Consider the following 26159-nt stretch of genomic DNA (forward strand, 5'->3'; position numbering starts at 1 on the left):
AGCTTGTTTCTCACCACCTATAGAGGTGGAGTCATCTCCCATCTGATATAAAAAGCTGTACACATGACCCTTGATCTTCTGGATCACGCATACAGCTTTATGCCCCGCGTCTCTTTTTACACATCGTCTTCTTCATACAGAAAGCTAATGTATTCATAAATCTTTGCAAAATCTACTTCACATTCTCCCCCGAATATACCCACTGGAACTTTGGAGCTAAATCCATAAATAGACGGTGTCACCTCTGCTTCAAAATCATACACAATAACCTTTTTCCCTTTCGGATCCACCAGCCAGTATTCCCGAACTCCTGCCTCCATATATTTTCCCAGTTTCACATACATATCTTTTTTCTTTGTAGAATCCGAGAGTATCTCCACTGCCAGATCCGGGGCTCCATATATACATTTTCTTGTAATCTTGTCCCTGTCACAGATGACCATAACATCTGGCTGCACCATAGTTTTATCGTCACAGTCAAGCTGTACGTCCATAGGTGCAGCCATGACAATGCATCTTCCTTTCTGCTGACTGATATATGATCGGACTATGTTACACAATTCCGTAGACAGAATCTGATGGATGGCAGTCGATGAAGCCATATCATAAATCACGCCATCAATAAGTTCAACACGTCTTTCCTTCGGAATTAAGTAATAATCCTCTACCGTATAATCACCCTGTCTCTTTTCAGACGTCTCTGGTAACGCCTCACCGATTCTGTCTGTATGTTTTTTCAATATCCTTTCAAGTGCAATTAAAGTTTCATATCTTGGAGATCTGGTAACTCCCGCAAGAACTTTCTGCACCGTTCCAAGCGGTACTCCCGAAAGCTCTGAAAGTTTCTCATTCGAATATCCTAATTCCTTTTTTCTTTGCTTCATCTCTTCTACCGTCATTGCATCCCCTCCAATCCATTCAAGAATGCCTCGGCATTCTTGCTGCGAGGTGCGCGTCATGCAATTGCATGACATACTTCTACTGCGCACCTCTGCAAGTCTACACTCCGTTTCGGTCGGCGCAAAACCATTGTCCACCGGACAATGTGCGCCCTACCGGAGGCTATATCAGCTAAGGGATTGACTCCCACCACTGATACCAGCTTGTTTCTCACCACCTATAGAGATGGGAGTCATCTCCCAACTGATATAGCTTCTTATTATTTCCATTATATTATCATGTTTTCCATATTAATTCAATATAGTTCCAATATCATTCCGTTTTATTTCCATTTATGTATGTAATTTAAGAACGCCTCTGCAGGATTGCAGAACTCCAAAAAGAGGAGTGATATTGTACTAAATACAATATCACTCCTCTAATTTACATGAATTCTCGTATCCTTTATAGAATCAATTCTACTCTTCTGCTCCATAGAGTGTTACAAGTTTCTTCAGATACTCGTATCTCTCCATAGCCTCCTGCTCATTTTTCTTGAACAGTCTTGCTGCCTTCTCCGGATTAGCTCTCTTCAGTGCGTTGTAACGTACTTCTCCGTCCAGGAATTCCTGATATCCTTCTTCCTTAGGCTCTTTGCTATCCAGTGTGAACTTAGCGCCCTCTGCTGCAGGGTTGAATCTGAAGTTATTCCAGTATCCACACTCTACTGCTAACTGCTCCTCAGTCTGAGCTTTGCTCATACCTTTCTTAATACCATGGTTGATACATGGAGCGTAAGCAATGATGAGTGATGGTCCCGGATAAGCCTCTGCCTCTGCAATTGCTTTTACAGTCTGGTTATAATCAGCACCCATAGCGATCTGTGCTACATATACATAACCGTAACTCATTGCGATTCCTGCAAGGTCTTTCTTCTTTGTCTCTTTACCACCAGCTGCGAACTGTGCTGTAGCACCTGTCTTAGTAGCCTTTGAAGCCTGTCCACCTGTGTTAGAATAAACCTCTGTATCGAATACCATGATGTTAATATCCTCGCCACTTGCAAGAACATGGTCTACACCGCCAAATCCGATATCGTAAGCCCATCCGTCTCCACCAAAGATCCACTGGGATTTCTTAGCCAGGAAATCTTTGTTCTTAACGATGTCCTTACATGTATCACAATCACAACCATCTAATGCTGCAACAAGTTTATCTGTAGCATCACCATTAGATGCTCCACAGTTAAATGTGTCAAGATATTCCTGACAAGCTGCTTTTACTTCTGCAGATGCTTTATCGCTTGCAGCAATTGTCTCAACTTCTGCTTTTAATCTCTTTCTGATAGCCTTCTGGCCAAGTAACATACCATAACCAAATTCAGCATTATCCTCGAACAGTGAGTTAGACCATGCCGGTCCCTGTCCCTTAGCGTTTACTGTATATGGCGTAGACGGTGAAGAGTTACCCCAGATAGAAGAACATCCTGTAGCATTAGCGATATACATTCTATCTCCAAATAACTGAGTTACCAGTTTTGCATATGGTGTCTCACCACATCCTGCACAAGCTCCTGAGAACTCTAACAGTGGCTGCTTGAACTGACTTCCTTTTACTGTTGCAGGTTTGAACTTCGCAACAACCTCTGGTTTTACCTCGATCTCACGACCAAAGTCAAATGCTTTCTGAGAACCTGCATTTGCTTCCATGTTCTCCATAACAAGAGCTTTTTCACCCTTCTTACCTGGACATACATTGACACAAGATCCGCAACCTGTACAGTCATAAGCAGATACTGTCATTGTAAATTTCAGTCCCGGCATACCGATCATATCGATTGCTTCTGTTCCTTCCGGTGCTTTAGCAAGCTCTTCTTCTGTAAGTGCTACCGGACGGATAACTGCATGTGGACATACATATGCACAACGGTTACACTGTACACAATTTTCTGATTTCCATACCGGAATATCTACTGCAATACCACGTTTCTCATACTCAGCAGATCCTGAAGGTGTAGAACCATCAGCATAATCAACAAATGCGGATACTGGCAGGTTATTACCTTCCTGTGAGTTAACTTTTGACTGAATATTTTTAACAAATGCAACTACATCTGCGCGACCGTCTTTTACTTCCGGAGTAAAGAGTCCCTCATCCGGACAGGATTTCCATGAATCCGGAACCTGAATCTCTACAACCTGTTTTGCACCGGCATCAATAGCATCATAGTTCATCTGTACAATCTTGTCACCTTTTCTTCCGTAAGTAGCTTTTGCTGCTTTCTTCATAAGGTCGATTGCCTCTTCCTCAGGAATGATTGCTGCAAGCTTGAAGAATGCTGACTGAAGAACTGTATTGATACGTCCGCCAAGTCCGATTTCTTTACCAATCTTGATACCATCGATTGTGTAGAATTTAATATTGTGGTCTGCAATGTAAGCTTTTACCTGTCCCGGTAAATGTTTCTCAAGACCTTCCATATCCCATGAGCAGTTCAGAAGGAATGTTCCTCCGTCTACTAACTCCTGAACCATGTTATATTTATTTACATAAGATGGATTATGACATGCTACAAAGTTTGCTTTGTGAATCAGGTAAGTAGATTTGATTGGCTTCTTACCGAAACGCAGGTGTGACATTGTAACACCACCGGACTTCTTAGAATCATAATCAAAGTAAGCCTGTGCATACATATCTGTGTTGTCACCAATAATCTTGATAGAGTTCTTGTTAGCTCCAACAGTACCATCTGCTCCAAGTCCCCAGAACTTACAGTTGATTGTTCCCTCTGGTGTTGTAACCAGCGGAGCTCCAACTTCCAGTGACAGATGTGTAACATCATCCTCAATACCAATTGTAAATCTCTTTCTGTCAACATTGTTAAATACAGCAACAATCTGAGCCGGTGTTGTATCTTTAGAACCTAATCCATAACGTCCACAATTAACCGGAATACTATCAAACTTAGATCCTTTCAGTGCAGATACGACATCCAGATATAATGGCTCTCCTTCTGCTCCTGGCTCTTTTGTTCTGTCAAGAACATTGATATATTTTACAGTGTCCGGAATAGCGTCGATAAGTGCCTGTGCACAGAATGGTCTGTAAAGACGAACCTTTACAACTCCGACTTTCTCTCCGGCTGCTCTTAAGTAATCGATTGTCTCCTCAATAGTATCGCAGACAGATCCCATAGCGATGATGACTTTCTCAGCATCCTCTGCTCCATAATAGTTAAACAGTTTATAATCTGTTCCAATCTTAGCATTAACTTTGTCCATGTACTCCTGAACGATTGCCGGCATAGCATCGTAGTATGGGTTACATGCTTCTCTTGCCTGGAAGAAGATATCCGGGTTCTGAGCAGAACCTCTCTGGCATGGGTGATTAGGATTCAGAGCATGCTTTCTGAATTCATCGATTGCGTTCATATCTACCAGATCTTTCAGATCTTCATAATCCCAAGTCTCAATCTTCTGAATCTCGTGTGATGTACGGAATCCATCAAAAAAGTTGATAAATGGAAGTTTTCCCTTTAATGCTGCACAATGTGCAACTGGTGTCAGATCCATAACTTCCTGTACACTGGACTCACACAGCATAGCTGCACCAGTCTGACGACAGGCGTAAACATCAGAGTGATCTCCAAAAATTGAAAGTGCATGACTTGCAAGTGCACGAGCTGATACATGGAATACTCCAGGAAGCTGCTCCCCTGCAACTTTATATAAGTTAGGAATCATCAACAGCAATCCCTGAGATGCTGTAAATGTTGTTGTAAGTGCTCCTGCTGCCAGGGATCCATGAACGGCTCCTGCTGCACCAGCCTCTGACTGCATCTCTGTTACCTGAACAGTCTCTCCAAATATATTCTTTCTGCCTTCTGTAGCCCACTCATCTACATGCTCCGGCATAACAGATGATGGTGTAATTGGGTAAATAGCTGCTACTTCAGTATATGCATATGAAGCATGTGCTGCGGCCTGATTACCATCCATGGTTTTCATTTTTCTTGCCATTTTGTTGTTCCTCCTTAGACATTATTCAAGAAAACTAATTCTTTACATATATCTTATATTATAGTCCGGCACTTCTTAAAAGTCTAGATATTCTCCGTTTCTTTTTGTTCCTTTTTTGATACAAAATTAACGACGCTTCTCTTTCTAATGCAATAACACTAAAAAAGCTGCCTAACAAGCAGCTTTTTTCTTAATCTTTATTCGATTATATACAATCAAAACAAATGATACAACTACAATGGTTCCGGCAAGAACCTGTGATACCGGAATTTCTGTACCCGGAATCCAGAGCTGATCTGTTCTTAATCCCTCGATCCATGCTCTTCCTGCACCATATCCAAACAGATACATCAAGAATACTTCTCCCTGGAACTTTTTATGTCTGCGATACAACAACAGTAATATCAACAAGGCGAAACACCACATAGACTCATAAAGATATGTCGGGCTCACTTGAATATAAGATACCCCATCCACTGTTTCCATGTGTTTTCTCATTAAATCCGTGATATCCGAAGATCTGACTGCATCTACCGGAAGTTTCATAGCAAATAATCCATCTGTATACTCACCAAATGCTTCCCTGTTAAAGAAATTTCCCCAGCGTCCGATTGCCTGTCCAAGTACAAGTCCAAGACCTGCTGTATCAAAGATCTGTGCTGCTGATAATTTCTTCACTTTTGCAAATACAATTACTGTAAGAACCGCTGCGATCACACCGCCGTAAATTGCAAGCCCTCCCTGTCTGAGGTTAAAAATACTAAGCAGGTCATCTTTGTACATATCCCATGAAAAAATCACGTAATATGCCCTGGCACCGATGATTGAAATGACTACTGCACAAATAGACAGATCATAATAATCTTCTTCTTTCTGTCCAGTTCTTTTTGCTTCATATACTGCCATAAAAATTCCGGCAAGAATCCCAGCACCTATGATCATTCCGTAATAAGCAATATCAAATCCAAATACCGTAATATGATTCCCTACTGAAGAAAGATGTATTCCCAGATGTGGAAAATCAATCGTTCTAGTCATTTTTCATACTTCCTTCCACACTGTGATTATACATTAAATCGGAATAACATAATATCGCCGTCTTTTACTACATATTCTTTTCCTTCCAGACGGATCAGACCTTTTTCTTTTGCAGCTGCATGACTTCCACATGCAATCAAGTCATCATAAGAAACAACCTCTGCTCGGATAAATCCACGTTCAAAATCAGAGTGGATCTTTCCTGCTGCCTGCGGTGCCTTTGTTCCCTCTGTAATTGTCCATGCACGGACCTCCGGTTCACCTGCAGTCAGATAACTGATCAGTCCGAGGAGCTTGTAGCTTGCCTTGATCAGTTTCTCAAGTCCTGACTCAGTAAGACCAAGATCTTCCAGGAACATTTTTTTCTCATCATCATCTAATTCAGAAATCTCAGCTTCAATTTCTGCACATACTACAAATACTTCACTTTCTTCTTTTGCAGCATACTCTCTGACTGCCTGAACTCCTGCATTGGAAGCTCCGTCATCTGCAAGATCATCTTCTGATACATTTGCAGCGTAGATGACCGGTTTATATGTCAGAAGATTATAACTCTTAAGCCACTCCTCTTCTTCCTCATCTTCTACTGCGTCAAATGTCTTGGCAAGTCTTCCATCTTCCAGATGTGCTTTGATCTTCTCAAGAAGAGCCAGCTCTTTTGCTGCTGCCTTGTCATTTCTTGCAACCTTAGTTGTCTTTGCAATTCTTCTCTCCAGGATCTCAAGGTCTGAGAAGATAAGCTCCAGATTAATTGTCTCAATATCTCTGAGCGGATCAATACTTCCATCTACATGTACAATATTACTGTTCTCAAAACAACGTACTACATGCACGATCGCATCTACTTCACGGATATTTGCAAGGAACTGATTTCCAAGCCCTTCTCCTTTTGATGCTCCCTTTACAAGTCCTGCAATATCTACGAACTCAATTGCAGCCGGGATGATCTTCTTCGTGTGATACATCTCGCCAAGGACATTCAGTCTCTCGTCCGGCACAGTTACAACTCCGACATTCGGGTCAATGGTACAAAACGGATAGTTTGCAGACTCCGCTCCTGCTTTTGTCAGTGAATTAAAAAGGGTACTCTTACCTACATTCGGTAATCCCACGATTCCTAATTTCATCTTTCTATATTCCTCCTATAAATCCTCTTTATCTTTCTTAATAACCTTAATACAATACCCTGTATTATACCATAGCATCTTATCTTTGTGAATAATCATTTTCATCTCATCCCCGACTCTTTCTCTTTATATTTCCACACTTTCCGAAATGAATTTTTCAAATTTTTTTCGCTTTACAAGCTTTTTTGTACCCTCGTTGCAACATCAAAGGTGTTTATTGGCTTTCTATCTCTTCTTACATATAAAATGTGTAACCATGACATTAATAAGCACGAAAGAAAACATTACACCTACAGTAATAAGAATCGGCCAATGAAATGTAAAATATGACAATTTATTTTCCATATAAATTTTCACACCAACCAAGACTACCATTCCCGCAGTAAACAACAATCCCATCACACACATAAAATAATAACTGCCTTCTCCAAAGAGCATTAATTTCATTTGCTTATCGGTCATCCCGATGCTTTTCATAATATCAAATTCTTTTCTCCGAGCGTACATCCCGGTAAATACGACGTTACAATAATTGGTCAATCCCGCAATGAATAATATGATGCTTATAGCACCTAAGAGAATTCGATTTCCTCTCATATATGTTTCTTTTTGCTGCATCAGGTCTGATTTACAGATAACAAAAACTCCTGCTTCGCCTGTGCCTTCATCCATCGATACTTCTGTCATTTCGGATCGTTTCTTATTTTCCTCGGATATCAGCTCGCTGATCTGTGTTTTCACATAAGGTTCTTTTTTTGGATCAGCAGTTAATTCCATTGCTAATATCTTTTTCTCAGTTGGTATCTTTTGAAAGCCTTTCTCACTGATAAAATAGTATAAGCTGCATTCTCCATGCCAAGATTGATTTATTTCCGGGAAATCATCGTTTTGCCGATCCAAATAACCACATAGAGTAAATGTTTCAGATTCTTTTTGAGGGAATTCGTCTTCCTGTTGTTTCTCTTTACTATCAGAATTATTTTGTTCTTTTCTACGAATCGCATCTTCTCTTGAAAGCAAAGTTTTAAAGTATACTGGTTCGCCAATTGCTTCATCTGCAAGTTTTTGCTGTTCCGGAGTCAGCATATGATCATGTATGATCAGCACGCCATTTCCTTCTTCCAAAGATTTCAAATCAATATTGAGTTGATTATCCTGAACGTATTTCTTAAGCGACAAGATTTGATTTTCATTTAAAATCTGCACCGTATCCCAACTGAATCCTTCCACCATATTGTCATTTGTAAGATTCGAAAGCCCTTCATCATAAGGACGGATGCCCTTTCTGGATATAACTGTAGTTACATAAGCTCCTTCGATCAGATTAGAATTCTCCCAATCGATACCATCTATCTTGTGTAATTTTTTCTCCAACTCTTGAGAAATTGGTGAAAATTCATCATAATCGTTATCATACAACAGTTCCACACCATCTCCCTGCGTCAGCAAAGGATCCACATCGATTTCTCTTGTTTTATATTCTTCCCCACACCCCTGGCTTTTCCCAAATTCGCTAAACTCTCCTGCCAGCAAAAAATCAGGACGTTTCTCAAGAAGATGCTTATAATCACATCCATTTGTAAGTACATTCATTAGAATAAAGGATAGGACACCTAAAAATATAGAAAGACTTGTAATGATAAATCGTGCTTTCTGTCGTGTTATATTTCCCCATGCAATATAAAGCATTTCTCCTATTTCAGAACGTTTCAACACCATTTCCACAGGATGTTTTCTTTTTCTGTTAAGCTTATTTCCATCATAAGTAGCACTCTCAACGCAAGACAGAGTCGTTATTTTTCTAATAACACCTTCCGATGCTATCCACAGAATTCCATTTACAAATAGAACAGAAATCAAAAGAATCCACGGCCTGAAAAAGGAAAGTATCGTGTTTCCTCCCATTTCCTGATAAAAATGAAAGCCTAATATTTTCGGTATCAATAAAATCAAAATCAGTGCAGAAATCAAACTTCCCAAGGCAGAGCCTTTTAACATGAGTAATCGCATTTGTTTCCGGTAAATTTTCGTAATCTGTCTTTCTGTAGCTCCAATCGTGTGGAGCAAACCGAGATTTTGAACATCTTCACTCATGGATATCCAAAGGACATTGCGCACAAGGAAATAAATTCCGCACAAAATACCTATCGTTCCTAATATCACCATCTCATATCCACCTGCGAATTTAGAAACGGCAGTATATTGTGCTGTATCAGAAACGTATATCTTCTGATCTGCACTCTTCATCGGCAATGCCTGATATAATTTTTCTTCTGTTTTGCTTCTGCTTAAATGATTGCTCTGACTGAAAAGTAAAGTATAGGGACCCTTTTCCAGTTTCAACTCTTTAATTTTGTCATGTGAAATATATCCGATTGACAATTCATTTCCAGAGTCCGTATACCAGCCACATAGCTTGAATTTTTCTTTCGAATGCTCGAACAGACCTTTGTATACATCTAAGTTTATTTCCATTCCCTGTTCTGGTTCAGAAATACCTAGTTTTTTCAATGCCCTCTCAGATAATAGAATTTCATCCTTTTTCTGTGGGTAATTTCCAATCACATTGGTATATGCAGGCTTCAAAAAAGAGTTCCAGCTTTCCAAGTCAGCCCAAACTACGTTGCATATCGTTTTTTCATTATTCTTAGAAATGTCTGTAGCTTCACCTACAAAAATACTTTTCCCAACTTGTTTTATATAATCCAGTTGTTTTAATTTTGCATATTGTTCTTCTGTTCCATCTTCTATTCTGCCCGAAGAAGCAGTTCCATTTTCTCTGATTAATCTTATTTCTTCTGCCTGTATTTTTCCAACGGAGATTCCGAATACCATGGTAATCGCAACAATTCCGATTACTACCGAGCAAAATAAAATCGCATTTCTTACCTTTTTTGTGCCTGCAAAATTTTTAGCCAGAAATCGGATTATGTCTTTATTGTTATTTGGAATGTTCTTATGAAACATAATGATACCTCCTAACAATCGTTACAATCTCTTGTATAGATTTTCCCATCGGACATACGTATTACTCTGTCTGCCATCTGCGCTACTTCCTCTTGATGAGTCACGATCAATGTCGTCTGATGGAATCTTGCGGCACAGGATTTTAGTAATCCTACGACTTCCATACTTGTAACAGAATCCAGATTTCCGGTCGGTTCATCCGCCAGGACAATTGCCGGTTTCGTTAATAATGCCCGCGCGATAGAAACTCGCTGTTGCTGCCCGCCGGACAGTGTTGATGGAAAACGTTCTAATTTATCTTTTAATCCAAGTGTTTCTACAATTTCATTGAAAAAATCTACATCGATTTCCTTACCATCCAGTCGCATCGGAAGAACTATATTTTCGCGTATGCTAAGAGAAGGTATCAAATTATATTGCTGAAATACAAATCCGATATTTCTTCTTCTGAATATCGTTCTTTCTTCCTTGTTAAGATCTTTTAAACTTGTATTTCTGATCCAGACACCTCCAAAATCCGGAGTATCAAGACCTCCCAAAATGTTCATAAGTGTTGTCTTTCCACACCCAGATGTGCCGACAACTGCTATAAATTCGCCCTCTTCTACTGTTAGTGACACACCATCTAAAGCACGCACTTCATATGTATCGGATGTATAATATTTTTTAAGATTTATGGCTTTAATTATGTCCATCTTTTCTGTAAACTCCCTTCGCAAATACTACTTTTTTTCAGCCATACTCTATTTTACATGGTACATCTTACAAACTTCTTACAAGGTGCATATGAATTGTCTATATCGGAAGATTCACCTCTATAAGCATCCCTGGATTCATTTGTTTTGCTTTTATCATCCCTTTTTGTAATAAAACAATCTCTCTGGAAAGATATAAACCAATTCCGCATCCTTCCTGCCCTCTTGCCTGTTCACCACGATAAAATCTTTGAAAAATTTTATTTTCTTCTCCGTCTTTTATTCCGATTCCATAATCTCTTACTTGAATTTTATAAAACATTTCTGTCTGTTTCATTGTGATATTGATCGTGCTGTTGTTTGTACTATATTTGACTGCATTATCAAACACATTATAAAACGCCTCACACATCCAGTTTTTATCATGTTCGCAAATGATTTTCTCCGGCAATTCTACTTGAAAATAGATATCTTTCTCTTCTGCTTTTTTCTGTATTTGCCCCAACGCATTTAGAATCGTTTCAACAAGATTTTCTTTTTGAGTGTGAACTTGTATGATTCCCTGCTCTAATCGGGCAGTTTTTATAAAGCTCTCCACCAAAAAACATAATTGTTCTTCACTTGTTCGCAAGTCTTTTATGTATTCTGTATTCACTGTTTCTTGAGTTTCATTTAATGACTCTTGCAGCAATTCTGTATAATTTTTTATATTCGCCAGCGGTGTCCTTAGTTGATGTGCAATCTCAGAAATTAATTTCTGTATCTCATATTTACTTTTTTCAGCCTCTTTCCTTCTTCCTTCCAATATTTCCTGTAAACGGATTAATTGATTGGTCGTTTTAGAATAGATTGTTTCTTTCCCTATATCAGAACCATCTAATTCATTGCCGTTTATTAAGGATTCCGTCAATTTATATATTTTATTCATTTCATTTGTTCTCAAATGATTTTCAACTAAATATACAGTGCTTCCTCCGAGTATGAAACCTATTAAAAGTACTGTAAAAATTGCTACAGCCATGCTACTCTCCCATTCTATATCCCATTCCAAATACATTACTGATAACATTCGATGAATCATTCAATTTCTTTTTCAATCTGCTGATCATAACGCTAATTGTGTTAGGATCAATGAATTCACTATCGATTCCCCATATATTTTCCATGATCATCTCTTTTGTAAGAACCTGATTCTGGTTCATAATAAAATATTCCAAAAGCTGATACTCTTTGAGTGTTAACGATATTTCTGTTTTTCCTACAAAAACCTGTTTTCTATCCGAATACAAGATGACCTGCCCGCACATAAAAACATTTTCATTTGATTTTCTCTTCAAAACAACTTCCATACGTTTTAACAATACCTTTATTGAAAATGGTTTGACCACATAATCATCTGCTCCTATATCAAATGCTTTTAACATATCTTTTTCATCATCTTTTGCAGTTAAAAAAATTGCTGGGATTCTTCCATTTTTTTGAAGCTCTTGATATAGATTTATTCCATCTCCATCCGGTAATCCAATATCTACGATCAACAAATCTACAGATCTATCTATATTTTTAATTGCTTCTTTTCTTGAAGCGGCAAGAATCGTTGTATAACCTTGATTTTTCATAGATGTATCTAATGCTTTTCTTAACAAATTGTCATCTTCTATAATTCCTATTACCATACACACCTCCTGATTTTTCTAACTTATATATTAAAAATGTCCTTGCATTCTTACCGTTATGTAAAAAAGCAGGATATATCCTTTTTTCGAGAACATATCCTGCCTGATATTTTATGACCCCAACATCATTTTGTCTGTTTACTTTTTATCCAGGGTTTCCATCAGAATTACAATCCCGGAACCAAATGTAATCTTTACTTCATCTTCTTCGAACTGGTTGCTGACACACAGACTGTCATAAGGTGTGAGCTTATGATCATGAAGCGGATATTTTGCACCTTTGATGCTCAAGCTGTAAATCTCCTGTCCTAATGGGAATATTGAAAAATACGGTCCATATGCATCCTCGCGACGGATTACTGTGTCGCCGCCAATCAGGCGAATCTTATTCTGGGAATCCAGAATGACCGCATCAACTCCCGCTTTAAATGGAATTGTGAGTGTCTGTACATTTGCCCACAGATGGTCGATTCTTCCACCGGTCGCTCCGAGGATATAGATTTCACTGGCTCCAAGTGTCATTGCCAGGCGAATTGCGATTTCTGTATCTGATGCATCTTTTACCGGATTAAATTCGCGGATCGGAACTTTCGTCTCATTGCAGTAATAGTCTCCGATTTTCTGGTCTACACTGTCGAAATCTCCAACAATATAACTTGGAAGTATCTTATGATGATAAAGAAATTCCATTCCCTTATCAACACCAATAATAAACTGACTGTCCAGTGTTTCAAGTTCTGATAATACAAAAGATTCCTCTAACTCTCCACCACTTACAATCACAATTTTCTTACTCATAAGTCTTCAAAATCTCCATCATCGCTTTTGTATTTTCTGCAGGGTCTCCTTTAAATACTGCTGAACCGGCTACAATAATATTCGCTCCTGCATCCAGTACTTCTTTGACATTAGTCTGGTAGATTCCTCCATCGACCTGGATATCTACGAAAAGTCCCTGATCTGTGATCATTTTTCTCGCCTCACGAATCTTATCCAGAGATTCCGGAATAAACTTCTGTCCTCCAAATCCCGGATGTACACTCATGATCAGTAACATATCAATGTCTTTTAACAGATTCTCTACTTTTGAAACCGGTGTTTCCGGGCAGATAGAAAGTCCTACTTTCATTCCACAATCACGAATCTTCGCAATTGTAGCGTTCACATCTTCACAGGCTTCCAGATGAATCGTCACGATATCGGCTCCTGCTTCTTTAAAAGCCTCCACGTAACGAATTGGTTCCTGCACCATAAGATGCGCATCCATAACCTGGTCTGTTGCATTGTGGATAGATTTTAATACCGGCATTCCAAAAGAAATGCTTGGAACGAACATTCCATCCATGACATCAAAATGCAGATATTTTGCACCATTATCCTCTGTAAATTTCATCTGCTCTCCAAGAACTTTAAAATCTGCCGACAATATTGACGGCGCTAAAATGTAATCCATAACTAGTACCTCCTCTTATTTTTCAATTCCTCATATAACTCTTTATAATCTTCATATCTGACAGCATGGATTTTTCCTTTTTCGACGGCTTCTTTCACAGCACAACCTGGTTCATGAATATGATCACACCCGTTAAATCTGCACTGACCTTCATAAGGTTCAAACTCCGGGAAATAATATTTCAGCTCTTCTTTTTCAAAATCATTCACATATAATGAACTGAATCCAGGCGTATCCATAATATAAGAATCTTCACCAATCATAAATAGTTCTGAATGTCTTGTCGTATGCTTTCCTCGCTCAATCTTTCTACTGATACTGCCGGTTTCCATATTGGCCTTTGGATTTAAAAAATTGATAATTGACGACTTTCCGACCCCGGAAGGGCCAGCAATTGCTGTAGTCTTACCTTCCAGCATCCTGCGCAAAGTTTCCATATTCTTTTCTTCTTTTGCACTGACAAATATAAGCTGGCACCCACATTTTTCATAGATTTCCGCCAGTTCCGATAATTTTTCTTCAGAAGCAATATCCTCTTTATTAAAGCACAAAATCACCGGTATCTCTTTCGTCTGCATCATAACAAGAAATCTGTCAAGCAGGTTAAAATGCGGACTTGGCTTTGCCGCTGCAAATACGACCAGTGCCTGGTCAATATTAGCAACTGCTGGTCGGATCAATTCATTCTTTCTCTCAAAAATGTTTATAATACTTCCAGTCTTTTCCACTTCACTTAAAACTTCGATTTCTACGTCATCGCCTACCAGTGGTTTTTTCTTATCCTTGCGAAAGATTCCTTTCGCTTTACATTCATAAACACCGGATTCTACTACATGAACGTAGTAGAATCCGGCAATTCCTTTTACTATCTTTCCCTGCATCTTTTTCTATATCCTATTGCTGACCGCTGTCACTTCCACTTCCACTGCCGCTGTTGCCATTGTCCGTATTTCCACCAGTATTCGTGTTATCAGACGGTTTCGGTCCACGGCTTAATACATAAGTGATCGTGCTGCCTTTCGATACACTTCCTGAAGCCGGGCTCATAGAAATGATTGTTCCTTCTTCATAGTTACTGCTGTATTCATCTTTCTGCTTACTTGCATTCAAACCGTTCTGAGATGCCCATGACAGAAGTTCTTCCTCATCTTTTCCTGCAAAGTTCTGGATACTTACCTTATCGCTGCCACTGCTAAGTACCAGATTGACGGCTGTTCCGGCTGATACTTTTTTACCAGGTGTCACGCTCTGAGAAATAACATTTCCCTTTGCTACACTGTCATCATGCTGGGTGCTGGTAGATCCTACAGTAAGTCCTGCTGCCTGAATCTCACTTCTGGCATCTGCTTCAGATTTTCCACGCACATCCGGTACTGTCTTCTTCTGAGCTCCCTTACTTACAATCATCTTAATCTGCGTGCCTTTTGCTGCTTTGGAATTTGCTGCAGGTGTTGTACTGATTACATTACCTTCAGCTACATTATCATCATACTGAAATTCTGAAGTAGGTTTAAATCCTGCATCTGTCAATTTTCCCTGAGCTTCATCCTCGCTCATGCCAGATACATCCGGCACAATAATCTCTTTTCCAATTAATGCGGAACTTACAACTACATGAACGGTTGAATGTTTCTTTACCTTTGTTCCGGCTTTTGTCTTCTGCTCACTGACTGTTCCTTCCTCATACTTCTCAGAATCTTCTCTAGAGTCAACTTTAATTCCAAGATTCTTATCTTTCAGTGCTTTTGTTGCTTCTTCTTCTGTCTTTCCGACAATATCAGGTACTTTTACTGTATCTTTGTCTGATGAATCTTCTGTTGTTGTTCCGGATCCAATAGATTTAAAAATTCCTGCTGCTTTTCCGACTGCAAAAATCAAAATAAATGCAATGATCAGTGCCACTACGATCATTAGAATCTTCATGACCTTGTTCATACGTGGATTAACTTCTTCTGCGCCTTTTCTGCCATCATAATCGTCATCATCGTACTCTTCGTCGTCATCATCATAACGGTCATCACCATAATCATCGTCATAGTCATCGGCGCCATAATCATCGTCATCTCCGTAATCATCGTCATCTCCGTAATCATCATCATAGTCGTCATAAGAACTTCTGATATCATCCAGTTCATCATCTGTGATAATCACTGTATCTGCATTACGAAGTGGCGGAATTTCAACAAAATCCCCGTCCGGATCCATCATAGATCTCTTCAGATCTCTTGTCAGATCTGCTGTACTTGCATAACGTCTCTCACTGTTCTTCTGGGTACATTTTAAAATAATCTGCTCCAGACTGTACGGAATATCCGGTGCATACTCTGACGGAGGTGTGATTTCCTGCTGCAAATGCTTCATAGCAACTTCCACTGTTGACTCTCCGTCAAATGGTACTCTTCCGGTTACCATCTCATATAGTGTGATACCAATCGAATAAATGTCACTCTTCGCATCACTATAGCCGCCTCTTGCCTGTTCTGGAGATGTATAATGAACAGATCCCATTGCATTGGAACTGATCGTATTAGAAGTAACAGCCTTGGCAATCCCAAAATCAGTCACTTTGACCTTACCATCTCTGGATATCATAACATTCTGAGGTTTAATATCACGATGTACGATACCTGCCGCATGTGCTGCCCCGATACCATTGCACATCTGAATTGCAATGCTAATGACTTCTTTATGGGAAAGCTTTCCCTTCTTTTCAATATATTCTTTTAAAGTGATGCCCTCTACCAGTTCCATCACCATATAATAAAGTCCCCGGTCCTCTCCGACATCATACACATTTACGATATTCGGATTCAGAAGTCCTGCGGCTGCCTGCGCTTCTGAATGGAATTTACGGACAAAATTCTCGTCTTCACGATATTCTTTTTTCAATACTTTGATCGCGACATAACGGTTCAGCATTGTGTCTTTTCCCTTATAGACATCTGCCATACCACCGGCACCAATTTTGCTCAGTACCTCGTATCTCTTTCCTAATACAATACCATCTTTTACCATGCACTCACCTCATCTGCAAGCGGCTCAGCTAAAACAACCCCTATGTTATCTCTCCCGCCATTGCTGTTTGCTTTTTCGATCAACATCTGTACTGCCTCGACGATGTCTCTCGCTCCCTTTACAATATCAAACATATCCTCATCTTCAACCATATTACTGAGGCCATCGGTACACATCAGGATCATATCCCCCTTTTTCAGCCGATATTCGTAAATATCAGCCTCTACTTCTTCCTTGACCCCCATGGCTCTTGTAATAATATTCTTATCCGGATGATTCTTAGCTTCTTCTGCTTTTATACCTCCCAGACGAACCATCTCTTCAACAAGAGAATGATCCTTGGACAACTGTTTTATCTTATCACCAATCAGATAAAGACGACTATCTCCGACATTCGAAAAATATAAAGTATTCCCTATTACAGTAGCTATTACGAGTGTCGTTCCCATACCTTCTAACTTCACATCAGACTGTGCTGCCTGTATCAGCTTATGATTTGCTACAGACACAATACTCTTCAAGATTTCTTCCGGTTTATCAAGTTCTGTCTTTTCCAGTTCTTCATGGACAACCTTCACGGTATATTTTGACGCAAAATCACCCGCTTTATGTCCTCCCATTCCGTCTGCTACTACAAGCAGATTCGGAAAAGGACCTACCGGCTTATCTGTCACATAGACATAATCCTGATTCATCTCACGTTTTCGACCCACATCAGTCTTCGCATATATCTTCATCTGGTCTCTCCTCTTTTACAGCACCATATCGTCTTCTAAGCTGTCCACAGGCTCCATCAATATCAGAGCCTCTTTCCCTTCTAATAGTAACATTTATTCCGTTTTTTTCAAGTTTATTTTGAAATTCCATAGCTTTTTTGCTATCTGGCTTTTTGAAATCCCTCTCCTTAATTGGATTTACCGGAATCAAATTCAGATGACAGTTACGGTGTTTCAATATCCCGGTCAGTTCTTTTACATCGTCCGGTCCATCATTCACGCCTGCCACCAGACTATATTCAAAGGTCACTCTGCGCCCGGTCTGCTTGTAATAATCATCACAGGCTTCCAGTACTTCTGAAAGTTCGTATTTATTCGCGATCGGCATCAGTTTTTTACGCTTTTCCTGACTGGAACCATGCAGCGACAATGCAAGAGTAATCTGAAGTCCTTCCCCTGCCAGTCTGTGAATATTGGGTACAATTCCACAAGTGGAGGCTGTAATACTTCTCTGGCTGATATTCAGCCCATGTTCATCACTAAGCATATGTATAAATTTTACAAAGTTATCGTAATTATCCAAAGGCTCTCCTGTTCCCATAACAACAACATTGGATACTCTTTCGCCTGTCATCTTCTGGATCTGATAAATCTGTCTTAACATCTCAGAAGTTGTCAGATTTCTCTCAAGCCCATCCAGTGTAGACGCGCAGAATCTGCACCCCATCCTGCATCCGACCTGTGAGGAAATGCATACCGAATTGCCATAGTTATATTTCATAAGAACACTTTCGATACGGTTCCCGTCCTCCAGCTCAAACAAAAATTTTTCTGTCGGATCCACCTTGGAGATCTGATGGGCGACCACTTTCACTTTACGGATTTCATACGCCTGATCAAGTTTTTCCCGAAGTGCTTTCGACAAGTTTGTCATCTCATCGAATTCTTCTGCCAGTTTTTCATGAAGCCATGCATAAATTTGTTTTGCACGGAACGGTTTTTCTCCGATGCTCTTTATCTCATCTTGTAATTCATCATAGTTATAAGATACGATATCTTTTTTCTCCATGACCTTGCTCCAATCTATTGTTTTCTAAATTCGGCAATATAGAATCCATCCCCCATATCGCTTCCCGGCAGCATCTGTTTTTCCCGGATTTTTTCAAATTCCGGAAAGTTTTCCACAAACCATGCCGCGTTATCCTCATTTTCTTCCCGATTAATTGTACAAGTGCTGTACAGAAGTTTTCCTCCTGGTTTTACATAATTATGGACAACTGTCAAAATCTGTCTCTGTAAGTCTGCAAGTCCTTTCGCCATCTCTACTGTCATCTTACTCTTCAAGTCTGGTTTTTTACCAAGAATTCCAAGTCCTGAACACGGAAGATCTGCAATTAGAATATCTGCTTTTTCATAAGACGCCTCATCATTGATCGTCGCATCCTGGCATACAGCCTCTATGTTATCAAGTCCGCTTCTTTCAATATTCTCTTCAATCAACGCAACCTTGTATTCTGTCAGATCTCTTGCTTCCACATACCCGGTTCCAGACAACTTTTCCGCAAGGTGAATTGCTTTTCCTCCCGGTGCTGCACAGACATCGATCACATAATCTCCTTCTTTCGGTTCTGCCCATTCGGCCACCTGCATGGAACTGATATCCTGGATATAGAAATATCCTTTCTGAAATGACAGAAGTCCTGCCAGATAATCATAATTGGTCAGTTCATATGCATAAGGAAGTACCGGGTGTCTGCGATAGACCACACCATCTTTTTCCAGTTCTTTTTCAAATTCTTCCTTTGAAACAACAGCTGTGTTACGTCTGACTGTCACTGGGCGCTCTTCAAGAAATGCTTTTCCCATCTTCTCTACTGTCTCTTTTCCATATACCGAGATCCACTTTTCTACCATCCACATTGGCAGAGAATATCTCACGGAAAGACAGGCAATCTCATTGGAAGGATCCGGATATGAAACCATGTCCAGATTTCTGCTGATATTACGAAGGACTCCATTTACAAACCCTTTTAGATTCACAAATCCTTTTTTCCCTGCAAGTTTTACCGCTTCATTACACACCGCACTATCCGGTACGTGATCCATATATTTTAACTGGTAGACCGAACTTCTTAAAATCGTGCGGATCACTGGTTTCTGTTTGTTCACTTTTACTTTTGAAAATTGATTGATGATATAATCAATCTCTATCTGATGCTCAAGCGTTCCCTCCACCACTCTCGTGATGAATGCACGCTCTCGTTTTTCCAAATACTGATATTTATCAAGAACATTTTTCAGGGCTATATGACTGTACTCCCCGTCTCTTGTAATTAAGAGCAGCGTCTCTAGTATGATTTCCCTTACATTTACCTGCGTTGCCATGTGTCTATCCTCATTTCCTTTTTATCAAACTATATCTTCACTCAATCACACCATCTTCACGACTACTCTTCTTCATTTTAACTAATCTCTTCAATGTCTAGTCGTCTCTTCTGCCACCTGTCAGAATCAGGATTCGCAAAAGCTGAAGGATTGCAGAAGCTGCACCTGCAACATAAGTAAGTGCTGCTGCCGTCAGTACCTTTTTGGTTCCGGAAAGTTCATCCGGATATAATAGATTGCTCTCACCCAGAATCTTTATCGCTCTTCTGGAAGCATTGAATTCTACCGGAAGTGTTACAATCTGAAATAACACTGCCAGTGAAAATGCCAGAATACCAAGATTCAGTAATGCTTGGGACATCTGGGAATTAAAGAACAATCCCAGAAGAATCAGCGGCCACGCAATGGTACTTCCAAAATTGGCAGCTGGAACAAGTGCACCACGAATCTGTAGCGGTGCATATCCCACCTGATGCTGGATTGCGTGTCCGCACTCATGTGCTGCTACTCCGACAGCTGCCACCGATGTCTGTCCATAAGTCGCATCAGAAAGCCGGAGTACTTTTCCTCTCGGGTCATAATGGTCTGTCAGATTACCGGATATCCTCTCAACCCGGACATCATAGATACCAGCCCTCCTCAGGATTGTCTCCGCAGCCTCTCTTCCTGTCATACCAGAATGACTTCTCACTCTGGAATATTTATTAAATGTTGAATTCATCTTCGCAGATGCGATCATGCAGATGACTACACCGATCAAAACAAGTACATAGGTCGGATCAAAATACATTGGATAATACATAACTATCTACCTCCTTTATCCTTTAGGGGTATTATATATGAAAAAGACGCAAAAACACGTCTTTTCATACTTTCTTAACATTTTTTTAGAATTTCTCCATATTCCAGGTGATTTCCTCTAAGAAATGCGCCTGCATCCATACGTTTTTTGCCTTGAAGCTGAAGTTCCTCAATCTTCAGAAGTCCTTCACCAGTCTGGACATAAAAACTGTCTTTTTCCACTTTTACAATCGTTCCGGCTTCCTGGTCTGTATTGTCTTCCACGACATCTGCCTGCCACAGCTTGATCACTTTATCATTCCAGTGTGTGTAAGCACTTGGCCATGGGTTTAAACCCCGGATCAGGCGCTCAATCTGAACAGCCGGATCATTCCAGTTAATATTACCAAGATTCTTATCCAGCATCTTTGCATATGCAGTCGTGCTCTCTCCCTGTGGCTCCCATGTAGCTGTCTTATCTTCCAGACATTTCAAAGTCTCTACACAAAGCTTTGCTCCTGCCTCTGCCAGTTTATCGTGCAGGCTTCCACCAGTCTCCTTTTGATCTAGCGGGATTTCTGTCTTTAAGATCATATCTCCTGTATCCAGGCCTTCGTTCATCTGCATCGTTGTCACACCAGAAACCTTCTCACCATCAATGACTGCCCACTGAATCGGTGCAGCTCCTCGATACTTTGGAAGTAAAGATGCATGGACATTAATGCAGCCATAAGGTGTCATCTGTAGAATTTCCTTTGGAAGAATCTGCCCAAATGCAATAACAACCATAATATCTGCGTTATATTTTTTCAATTCTTCAATACATTCCGGCTCCCGGATCTTTTTTGGCTGATAAACCGGAATGTCCCGGGCAAGAGCTGCTTCCTTGACCGGCGTATACTGCATCTTGCCGCCACGCCCTTTCGGTTTATCCGGCTGTGTCACTGCAAGAACAACCTCATGCCCGGCTTCTGCAAGCGCCTCTAATGTGCCAACAGAGAAATCCGGTGTCCCCATAAATATGACTTTCATCTATTCCTATTCCTCTCCCTCTTCTACATTGTGAATACCGCCTTCAACAAGATCTACATACATTTTTCCATCCAGATGATCGATCTCATGGCAGAACGCCCTCGCCAGAAGTCCTTCGCCTTCCATCTCAAACTCATTCATATCTTCATCCAAAGCTCTGACTTTTACATAGTTCGGTCTTGTCACCTGTCCACATTTTCCAGGTACACTTAAGCATCCTTCTTCTCCTGTCTGCTCTCCGGAAGTTTCCAAAATCTCCGGATTGATCAGTATGATCGGACCTTCCCCTACATCAATCACTACAATTCTTTTTAACACTCCGACCTGTGGAGCTGCAAGTCCGACTCCCATAGCCTCATACATGGTATCTAACATATCCTCGATCAAAATCTTTGTACGGATACTCATCTTTGTTATTTCTTTACAGTGTTTGGTCAAAACATCGTCCCCAAGCACTCTGATTTCTCTAATTGCCATAATCTTTTTTCTCCTTTACCTGCTACATTCTATCTTATGACGCCTGTGGATTGTAGCCTGCTTTGCATCGGCATCATGTCTTCACTCTGATAATCTTATTATTACGGATTCATATCAAACTGTATCTTCAATGACTGAAAGCCCCGATTGATCTCAATGTATTTTTCCATCCGATCCTTCACCGCCATCAGGATTCTTTCATCTTCACTTTTCAAATAGATGACCTTACGGTAAATATCATTGATTTTCCCTATGCCTGGACTTGCTGGTCCAATGACTGCCATCGGTGCTTCTCCAGCTGCCCGCACTGCAAAATCTTTCAGATATCCTGAAGCTTTCGTAAGAAGTGCCTCGTCTGCCCCTGAGGCATAAATTGCCATCAGCCCGGCAGCCGGCGGATATCCCATAAGTCTCCGGTAACTGATTTCTTCTTCATAAAAACTTTCATAATCCTGCTTTGCGGCATTTACAATACTATAATGCTCTGGACTGTATGTCTGAATCACAACCTCTCCCGGAAGATTCCCTCTCCCGGCACGGCCTGCAGCCTGCACAAGAAGTTGAAATGTACGTTCTCCGGAACGGTAATCGTCCCCATACAGTGACATATCTGCCGCCAGAATTCCAACCAGTGTTACCCCAGGAAAATCATGACCTTTCACGATCATCTGCGTTCCAATCAGAATATCTGCTTCTTCGTTTGCAAACGCTGACAGAATCTTCTCATGCCCGTCTTTATTCTTTGTCGTATCCAGATCCATACGCAGGACTCTTGCCTGTGGAAAGCGCTTCTTTACCAGATCCTCTACCTGCTGCGTTCCCATGCGGAATCCACCAATATAAGGTGAACCACAGGACGGACAAGTTTTGATCATCCTCTCCTCATGCCCACAGTAATGACAGATGAGCCTGCCTCCTCTGTGCTCTGAGAGCGAAACATCACAATGAGGACATTTTACTACATATCCACAGGACCTGCAAGAGACGAACCCCGCATATCCACGCCGATTGAGGAAAAGCATCATCTGGTGGTGCTCACTTAAACGCTTTTCCATAAGTTCTGTCAGTCTGTCACTTAAAATACTGCGGTTTCCATTCTTTAATTCTTCCCGCATATCGACCGTGTATACCTTTGGCATCACTTGCCTGGTAGCACGGTTCTTTAATTCCAGCATCGTGCAGCTCCCCCCCTGGCACCAGGAAAATGCTTCCACAGAAGGTGTTGCTGAACCAAGTACGACACTTGCCTGTTCCATCTGTGCACGGTGTATTGCAGTCTCCCTTGCATGATATCTTGGCACCTGCTCACTTTTATAAGTAGGTTCATGCTCTTCATCAATCACAATCAGTCCCAGATTGGAAAATGGTGTAAAAAGCGCAGATCTAGGTCCAATCATCACATCCACTTCTCCACGTCTGACACGCTCCATCTGATCAGAACGCTCTCCCTGGGAAAGTCTGGAATTCAAAATCGACACCCGGTTCCCAAATCTGGCATAGAAGCGCATCACCGTCTGATAAGTCAGCGCAATCTCCGGAATCAGCATAATTGCCTGTTTTCCCTGACTGACCACCCGACTGATCATCTCAATATAAACTTCCGTCTTCCCACTTCCGGTTACGCCATAAAGCAGATATGTTCCGTAATGTCTCTGACTGTAATCTTTCCAGAATGTGTCGATTGCCTGCTGTTGTTCTGGTGTATGTGTAAGTGGACCGAAATCTTTTTTCTGGTAGTGTATCGGATTACGGAAATTCTCTTCTTCCTGAATCTCCAATACTCCCTGCTCTTCCAGAGAACGAATGACCGAAAGTGTGACATTTAACTTCTTTGTAATGAGCTCATAGTCCTGCTGCGGCTGATCTAACAGCCCTGCCAAAAGCCTTGCTCTTGCCTTTTGGTTCTTATGCAGATAAATATCTAACTGCTTCTTTCCTTCCTCTTCATTTAAAAGAAGCTTCACCTTGCGTTTGTGCTGGATCCGCTCTTTTTTCTTAATAGGAAGTACCGTCTTCAATGCCTGGATCATAGTTCCACCATAGTATTCTCGGATCCATGCAGCTAGAGCAATAAGTTTTGACTCGATTTCCTGATGGTTTTCTTCAATACAAAGAACTTCTTTAATTTTTGCGAGGTCGTAATCTGCTTTTTCAGAAAATCCTATCACATATCCATGAGTTTCTTTATTCCCTTTGCCAAATGGAACTATAACTTCCATTCCAACTTGAAGCACCCCCTCAAGTTCTGGGGGGATGCGATACTGAAACACTTTATCTAATTTTTCATGCGTAATATCAATAATAATATCAGCGAACATTACTCTCCTTTAAGTTCTTCCAATACTTCTTTAATCAGAACTCTCTCATCCATGTCATATTTCACGCCTTTGATTTCCTGATATGTCTCATGTCCCTTTCCAGCCAGCACAATGACATCACCCGGACGTCCATGCTCGATGGCATAACGGATTGCCTCTTTACGGTCACAGATGTCGATATATTTTCCATCTGTCTTTTTCATACCCACGATGATATCATCAATAATTGCCTGTGGCTCTTCGAATCTCGGGTTATCTGAAGTAATGATTGTAAAATCAGACAGTTTTCCGGATACCTCTCCCATCTCATAACGTCTTGTTTTAGAACGGTTTCCGCCACAGCCAAATACCGTCACAATACGTCCCGGATTGTAATCACGAAGTGTGTGTAACAAGCTTTCCAGTGCCATAGCATTATGCGCATAGTCAATCATAAGTGTAAAATCATCGGATACCTTGACCATCTCAATACGGCCTTTGACCTTTGCGACTTTCAGTGCATCTTTGATTTTCTCGATCGGTACATTAAAATGTCTGCATACTGCAATAGCTGTCAGTGAATTGTACACACTGAATTCTCCAGGAATGTCGATTTCCACATCAAAGTCCATCAGTCCTGTCACATGGTACCAAACTCCAAGATATCCCGGTCTTGAGATGTGCTTCACATCGATTGCACGAAGATCTGCCTTCTCCCCAAATCCAAATGTCTCAATTTCGCAGGTTGCACCTTTAAATACATCTTCGAACCACTTGTCATCTACATTTCCAATTCCAACTTTGCACTGTTTGAACAGAAGTCCTTTGCAGCGCTTATAGTCCTCAAAATCTTTATGCTCATTCGGTCCAATATGGTCTTCTCCAAGATTTGTGAAGATTCCGATATCAAACATAATCCCTGCGGTTCTGTGAAGCATCAGTCCCTGTGAAGAAACCTCCATAACCACACAGTCACATCCTGCTTCCACCATCTGTGCAAAATACTTCTGAATCGTGTAAGACTCCGGTGTTGTATTATTAGATGGAATGGTCTTATCCCCGATAATTGCCTCAATCGTACCAATCAATCCGACTTTGTGTCCTACTTCCTCCAGAATAGCTTTTACCATATAAGTTGTTGTTGTCTTACCCTTGGTACCGGTAATTCCAATGGTCTTAAGCTTTTCAGCCGGATATCCGAAGTAGGCTGCTGACATAAGTGCCAGTGCGTATCTTGTATTTTCTACTTTGATAACTGTCAATCCCTCTGGCACTTCCATATCTTTTTCCACAATAACCGCTGCAGCACCTCTTTCTGCTACATCTTTTACATACTGATGACCATCCGAGACAGCACCGCTGATACACACAAACGCACTGCCCGGTACGACCTTTCTGGAATCATTGACAAGTTCTGTAATCTCTATATTATCACTGCCTGCGACCACCTTGTAATCCAGACGCTCCAATAACTTTGTTAATTTCATTCTCTATGCCTCCTGATCATATTTTCAATATTTTACATCTTTACATTTTTTGAAAATAAATAGAAAAATATTTATATTTTATTATATAACATTCTTTTGGCGAAAAGCAACGAATT

Annotated in this window: 20 protein-coding genes and 1 pseudogene; all 21 read right to left on the reverse strand. The window is 40.6% G+C overall.

The annotated features are described in order from the left end of the window. Positions 1-116: 116 nt before the first annotated feature. Positions 117-899 carry a Uma2 family endonuclease gene (locus tag G593_RS0110055; protein WP_029731614.1) on the reverse strand — a complete coding sequence of 261 codons (783 nt, stop codon included), beginning with the start codon at positions 897-899 and terminating at the stop codon, positions 117-119. Positions 900-1358: 459 nt separating this feature from the next. Then, positions 1359-4898, reverse strand: a complete 3540-nt coding sequence (nifJ, locus tag G593_RS0110060; protein WP_005337192.1) for a pyruvate:ferredoxin (flavodoxin) oxidoreductase — start codon at positions 4896-4898, stop codon at positions 1359-1361. A 171-nt stretch (positions 4899-5069) separates the two neighbouring features. Then, a complete protein-coding gene (lgt, locus tag G593_RS0110065) occupies positions 5070-5936 on the reverse strand; it encodes a prolipoprotein diacylglyceryl transferase (protein ID WP_022279180.1) in 867 nt (288 codons plus the stop codon). 26 nt (positions 5937-5962) lie between these two features. Further along, positions 5963-7063 carry a redox-regulated ATPase YchF gene (ychF, locus tag G593_RS0110070; RefSeq protein ID WP_005334323.1) on the reverse strand — a complete coding sequence of 367 codons (1101 nt, stop codon included), beginning with the start codon at positions 7061-7063 and terminating at the stop codon, positions 5963-5965. A 126-nt stretch (positions 7064-7189) separates the two neighbouring features. Then, a pseudogene (locus G593_RS21745) lies at positions 7190-7255 on the reverse strand (excisionase); the annotation flags it as partial. 33 nt (positions 7256-7288) lie between these two features. Further along, the gene (locus G593_RS0110080) at positions 7289-10030 is read right to left on the reverse strand and encodes an ABC transporter permease (RefSeq protein WP_029731615.1); all 2742 of its coding nucleotides are present in this window, start codon (positions 10028-10030) and stop codon (positions 7289-7291) included. 11 nt (positions 10031-10041) lie between these two features. After that, positions 10042-10725 (reverse strand): ABC transporter ATP-binding protein, encoded by a 684-nt coding sequence (locus tag G593_RS0110085; protein ID WP_005337186.1) that lies wholly within the window; start codon positions 10723-10725, stop codon positions 10042-10044. A 100-nt stretch (positions 10726-10825) separates the two neighbouring features. Beyond that, complete coding sequence (locus G593_RS0110090) at positions 10826-11746, reverse strand: sensor histidine kinase (RefSeq protein WP_029731616.1); 921 nt, start codon at positions 11744-11746, stop codon at positions 10826-10828. Between the two features lies 1 nt (position 11747). Further along, positions 11748-12401, reverse strand: coding sequence for a response regulator transcription factor (locus G593_RS0110095; RefSeq protein ID WP_029731617.1), 654 nt, complete (start codon positions 12399-12401; stop codon positions 11748-11750). A 138-nt stretch (positions 12402-12539) separates the two neighbouring features. Continuing rightward, a complete protein-coding gene (locus G593_RS0110100; protein ID WP_005337183.1) occupies positions 12540-13199 on the reverse strand; it encodes a thiamine diphosphokinase in 660 nt (219 codons plus the stop codon). Next, entirely contained in the window at positions 13192-13854 is a 663-nt protein-coding gene (rpe, locus tag G593_RS0110105) for a ribulose-phosphate 3-epimerase (RefSeq protein ID WP_005337174.1), read from the reverse strand. The genes G593_RS0110100 and rpe overlap by 8 nt, the downstream gene beginning before the upstream one ends. Positions 13855-13856: 2 nt before the next feature. Then, positions 13857-14735, reverse strand: a complete 879-nt coding sequence (rsgA, locus tag G593_RS0110110; RefSeq protein ID WP_005337173.1) for a ribosome small subunit-dependent GTPase A — start codon at positions 14733-14735, stop codon at positions 13857-13859. A 13-nt stretch (positions 14736-14748) separates the two neighbouring features. Beyond that, a complete protein-coding gene (gene pknB, locus G593_RS0110115; protein WP_029731618.1) occupies positions 14749-16869 on the reverse strand; it encodes a Stk1 family PASTA domain-containing Ser/Thr kinase in 2121 nt (706 codons plus the stop codon). After that, on the reverse strand, positions 16863-17606 hold the full coding sequence (locus G593_RS0110120; RefSeq protein WP_005334343.1) for a Stp1/IreP family PP2C-type Ser/Thr phosphatase: 744 nt from the start codon (positions 17604-17606) through the stop codon (positions 16863-16865). Before G593_RS0110120 ends, pknB begins: the two co-directional genes overlap by 7 nt. Further along, the gene (gene rlmN / locus G593_RS0110125; protein ID WP_005337167.1) at positions 17584-18654 is read right to left on the reverse strand and encodes a 23S rRNA (adenine(2503)-C(2))-methyltransferase RlmN; all 1071 of its coding nucleotides are present in this window, start codon (positions 18652-18654) and stop codon (positions 17584-17586) included. Before rlmN ends, G593_RS0110120 begins: the two co-directional genes overlap by 23 nt. A 14-nt stretch (positions 18655-18668) precedes the next feature. Beyond that, on the reverse strand, positions 18669-19970 hold the full coding sequence (rsmB, locus tag G593_RS0110130) for a 16S rRNA (cytosine(967)-C(5))-methyltransferase RsmB (protein WP_022279170.1): 1302 nt from the start codon (positions 19968-19970) through the stop codon (positions 18669-18671). A gap of 97 nt (positions 19971-20067) precedes the next feature. After that, on the reverse strand, positions 20068-20772 hold the full coding sequence (locus G593_RS0110135; RefSeq protein ID WP_029731619.1) for a zinc metallopeptidase: 705 nt from the start codon (positions 20770-20772) through the stop codon (positions 20068-20070). Positions 20773-20846: 74 nt separating this feature from the next. Further along, a complete protein-coding gene (gene fmt / locus G593_RS0110140; protein WP_029731620.1) occupies positions 20847-21782 on the reverse strand; it encodes a methionyl-tRNA formyltransferase in 936 nt (311 codons plus the stop codon). 6 nt (positions 21783-21788) lie between these two features. After that, the gene (gene def / locus G593_RS0110145; protein ID WP_022279168.1) at positions 21789-22259 is read right to left on the reverse strand and encodes a peptide deformylase; all 471 of its coding nucleotides are present in this window, start codon (positions 22257-22259) and stop codon (positions 21789-21791) included. A 101-nt stretch (positions 22260-22360) separates the two neighbouring features. Then, the gene (priA, locus tag G593_RS0110150) at positions 22361-24577 is read right to left on the reverse strand and encodes a replication restart helicase PriA (protein WP_029731621.1); all 2217 of its coding nucleotides are present in this window, start codon (positions 24575-24577) and stop codon (positions 22361-22363) included. Next, complete coding sequence (locus tag G593_RS0110155; protein ID WP_029731622.1) at positions 24577-26043, reverse strand: UDP-N-acetylmuramoyl-L-alanyl-D-glutamate--2,6-diaminopimelate ligase; 1467 nt, start codon at positions 26041-26043, stop codon at positions 24577-24579. The genes priA and G593_RS0110155 overlap by 1 nt, the downstream gene beginning before the upstream one ends. Positions 26044-26159: the final 116 nt, after the last annotated feature.

This window comes from Dorea sp. AGR2135, from assembly GCF_000420885.1.
GTDB lineage: Bacteria > Bacillota > Clostridia > Lachnospirales > Lachnospiraceae > Dorea > Dorea formicigenerans.